This window comes from Ornithinibacter sp. (assembly GCF_035443565.1).
Taxonomy (GTDB): Bacteria; Actinomycetota; Actinomycetes; order Actinomycetales; family Dermatophilaceae; genus Fodinibacter.
The window spans coordinates 1-3256 of record NZ_DAORSO010000204.1; the positions used below are offsets into that span (position 1 = coordinate 1).

General features: G+C 74.2%; 3 protein-coding genes and 1 pseudogene. 1 reads left to right on the forward strand and 3 read right to left on the reverse strand.

Going from position 1 to position 3256, the window contains the following annotated elements; all coding sequences use genetic code 11:
• Nucleotides 1-183: pseudogene (locus PLL68_RS13340) on the forward strand (AzlD domain-containing protein); the annotation flags it as partial.
• On the opposite strand, the gene PLL68_RS13345 reads toward PLL68_RS13340, so the two are convergent.
• The 3 genes from PLL68_RS13345 to dapB are packed head-to-tail and all read right to left on the reverse strand — an operon-like array spanning nt 160 to nt 2892.
• A complete protein-coding gene (locus tag PLL68_RS13345; protein ID WP_324534871.1) occupies nt 160-879 on the reverse strand; it encodes a sirohydrochlorin chelatase in 720 nt (239 codons plus the stop codon). The pseudogene PLL68_RS13340 and the gene PLL68_RS13345 sit on opposite strands and share 24 nt — an antisense overlap.
• Nucleotides 869-2140 (reverse strand): uroporphyrinogen-III C-methyltransferase, encoded by a 1272-nt coding sequence (gene cobA / locus PLL68_RS13350; protein WP_324534873.1) that lies wholly within the window; start codon nt 2138-2140, stop codon nt 869-871. Before cobA ends, PLL68_RS13345 begins: the two co-directional genes overlap by 11 nt.
• A 5-nt stretch (nt 2141-2145) precedes the next feature.
• Complete coding sequence (gene dapB / locus PLL68_RS13355; protein ID WP_324534875.1) at nt 2146-2892, reverse strand: 4-hydroxy-tetrahydrodipicolinate reductase; 747 nt, start codon at nt 2890-2892, stop codon at nt 2146-2148.
• Nucleotides 2893-3256: the final 364 nt, after the last annotated feature.

The window sequence follows — 3256 nt, forward strand, 5'->3', positions numbered from 1 at the left end:
CTGCTCGCGGCGCTCGTCGTCGTGCAGTCGGTGACCGGGGATGCCGGGTCGCTCGTCGTCGACGCCCGTCTCGTCGCGGTCGCGGCGGCCGTGGTGCTGCTCCTGCTGCGCGCGAACTTCCTCGTCGTCGTCCTCGCCGCAGGCGCGCTCGCAGCGCTCCTACGGGCCCTCGGCTGGGGCTGACCTCGTGGCGGAGCGATAGCGGTCCACGACGATGTCCACGAGCCGGTCGTCGGGGGCGAGCGGGCCGGTGACGACGTCGCCGCCCGCCTCCTCGAGCCGCCGCTGGAAGAAGCCGGGTGCCAGCAGGTACGAGGCGAGGGCCACGGGCCCTGCGCTGTCCGCGCGGGCCAGCGCCACGGCATCCGCTGCTGACGGCTGCGGACCGGCCGCGAACCCCAGCGTCACCGGCCCGCCCCACCGGCGCGCCAAGGCCTGCGCCACGGCCGCGCTGTCGGCCTGGGCGCGTGCGTCGCTGGACCCCGCAGGGACGAGGACCACCGGCATCCCCGGGGTGGCACCCGCTTCGGCCAGCCGGTCGAGCACGATGCCGACGAGCCGGTCGTCTGGGCCGAGCGCCGGGGTGGCGACGACGTCGGGGCGGCGAGCGACGGCATCCGCGATGTCGACGTGCACGTGGTACCCGCCGGCGAGCAGGAGGGGGACGACGACCCCACCCTCCCCCGGGGGCAGCGCGTCGACGACCTCGACGATGTCGGGGCCGTGGACGTCGACGTAGGCGGGCTGCACCGACACTGCGGGCAGCCGGGCTGCGACGGCGGCGACGACGGCCTCGATCGTCGCGCGGCCCGCCGGGTCACGCGTGCCGTGGGCACAGACGATCAGTGTCGGCAGCCCATCCCCCGACTCATTGCACATCAGCCACCTCCTTGCCCGGCCACGACGTCCCGCACACGGGATCGTCGAGGAACCCCGGGGCCGCGACTGCTCCGACGACGACGATCGCCGGTGCGCGAACCGTCGAGGTGGCCGCGACCTGCGCCGCAGTCGCGAGCGTCGCCCGGGTCACCCGCTGCCGGGGTGTCGAGCCGTCCTCGACGATGGCCACCGGCAGGTCGGGGCGCACCCCGTGCGCGACGGCGGCCTCGCAGATGCGCGGCAGCGCCGAGACCCCCATGAGGATGACGAGCGTCGAGCCAGCGGCGAGCGCCGCCAGCGACGCGGCATCCGCCCCCGCGTGCCCCGAGGTGATGTGCACCGACGTCGCCAGCCCGCGTTGGGTGACGGGGATGCCGGCCAGTGCGGGCACGCTCAGCGCCGAGCTGATGCCGGGCACGACGGTGACGTCGACCCCCGCCGTCCGGCACGCGTGCACCTCCTCGCCGCCGCGGCCGAAGACGTACGGGTCACCACCCTTGAGGCGCACGACGGTCAGCCCTCGGCGGGCCCGCTCCACGAGGATGTCGTTGATCTGCTCCTGCGGGACGGGGTGGTTGGTCGGGTCCTTGCCGACGTCGACGACCTCGACGTCCGGGTGCAGGTGCTCGAGCAGGTCGGTGGCACCCAGGCGATCGGTGACGACGACGTCGGCGCCGGCCAGCGCCTCGAGCCCGGCGCGCGGGACGAGCGCCGGGTCGCCCGGGCCGCTGCCGACGAGGATGACCCGACCGACACCCGTGCGACGCCGCCGCCGCAGGTCGACCGCACCCGCGCCGAGGTGGTCGGCCAGCGCGTCGCGCACGGCAGCCACCCGACCCGGGTCCGGCTCGGCGGTGGACAGCGCACCGACGATCACGTCACCGTGGGTGATCGTCGCCGGCAGCCGCGCGGTCCCGGCGGTCCCCTGCGAGGCGTTGACGCACCAGATCCGGCGGCTCTCGCACCAGGCGGTGACGTCGGCGTTGCGCACGGGGTCGCCGGTGGCGGCCACGACGAGCCAGGCACCGTCGAGGTCATCCCGCTGCACCGGCCGCGGGACCAGCTCGACGCGGGCGGCGCGGGCGGTGCTGGTGGTGCCGGCGTCGGTGGTGAGCGCCACGGCATCCGGCGACGGGTCCGGGTCGACGATGACGACGTGGGCACCGCCGTCAGCGAGCAGCCGAGCCCGCCTCGTGCCGACCGCCCCACCGCCGACGACGACGACCCGGCGGCCGGTGAGGTCGAGCCCGAGCAGGAACATGTGGCTCAGGTGAGGCCGAGGTAGTGCTCGAGCCCCACCGTGACGCCCGGGTGGCCAGCGACGCTGCGCACCGCCGTGAGCACCCCCGGCATGAACGACACCCGGTCGAACGAGTCGTGGCGGATCGTCAGCATCTCCCCCGCGGCGCCGAAGAGCACCTCCTGGTGGGCGACGAGCCCGCGCAGCCGCACCGAGTGCACGGGGATGCCGCTGACCTGCGCCCCGCGGGCGCCGTCGGGGTCGTGGGTGGTCGCGTCGGGCACCGGGCCGAGCCCGGCGGCCTCCCGGGCTTCACCGATGAGGGATGCCGTGCGCGCTGCGGTTCCCGAGGGCGCGTCGACCTTGTCGGGGTGGTGCAGCTCGATGACCTCGACGGACTCGTAGTAGGCCGCGGCCTTCGCGGCGAAGGCCATCATGAGCACCGCGCCGAGGGCGAAGTTGGGGGCGATGAGCACTCCGACGCCGGGAGCCTGCGCCACCTGCTCGCGCAGGGCGACCAGGCGGTCCGGTGACCAGCCGGTCGTGCCCACGACGACGTGCACCCCCCGGGAGACGCAGTGCGCCACGTTCGACGGCGAGGCGTCGGGCACCGAGAACTCGACGACGACCTGCGCGCCGGCGAGGTCGCCGAGGTCGTCCCCGACATCGAACCGTCCGACGAGCTCGAGGTCGTCAGCCGCCTCGACCGCAGAGCAGACGGTGGAGCCCATCCGCCCGCTCGCACCGATGACGGCCACCCGTGTCGCACCCATGGCGAGCACTGTAGTGGCGGCACCGACGAAGCCCCCGCCACGCCGGGTCGTTCACCTTCCGTTCATCTTCAGTCCATCTTCGGTTACCCTTGGCTCAGGACGTGACATACCAACCCGAGAGGAGGGACCGATGAAGAAGCTCGTTGCTCCCATGACGCGGACCGGACTGACCATGCGTTGGGTCCCCGTGACGACGGCCGACGGTCGTCGGACCATGGAGATGCGCTGGAGCGCACCCCCGACGATCAAGCGTCAGGCTTCCTGACCTCGTTCACGCGTTCGGCGGCCCGCTGACGCCACACCCTCCCGAGGTAGGCCTGGTCGGGGGCGATGTCGAGCCGGTACCTCGTGTACTCGGGGTCGA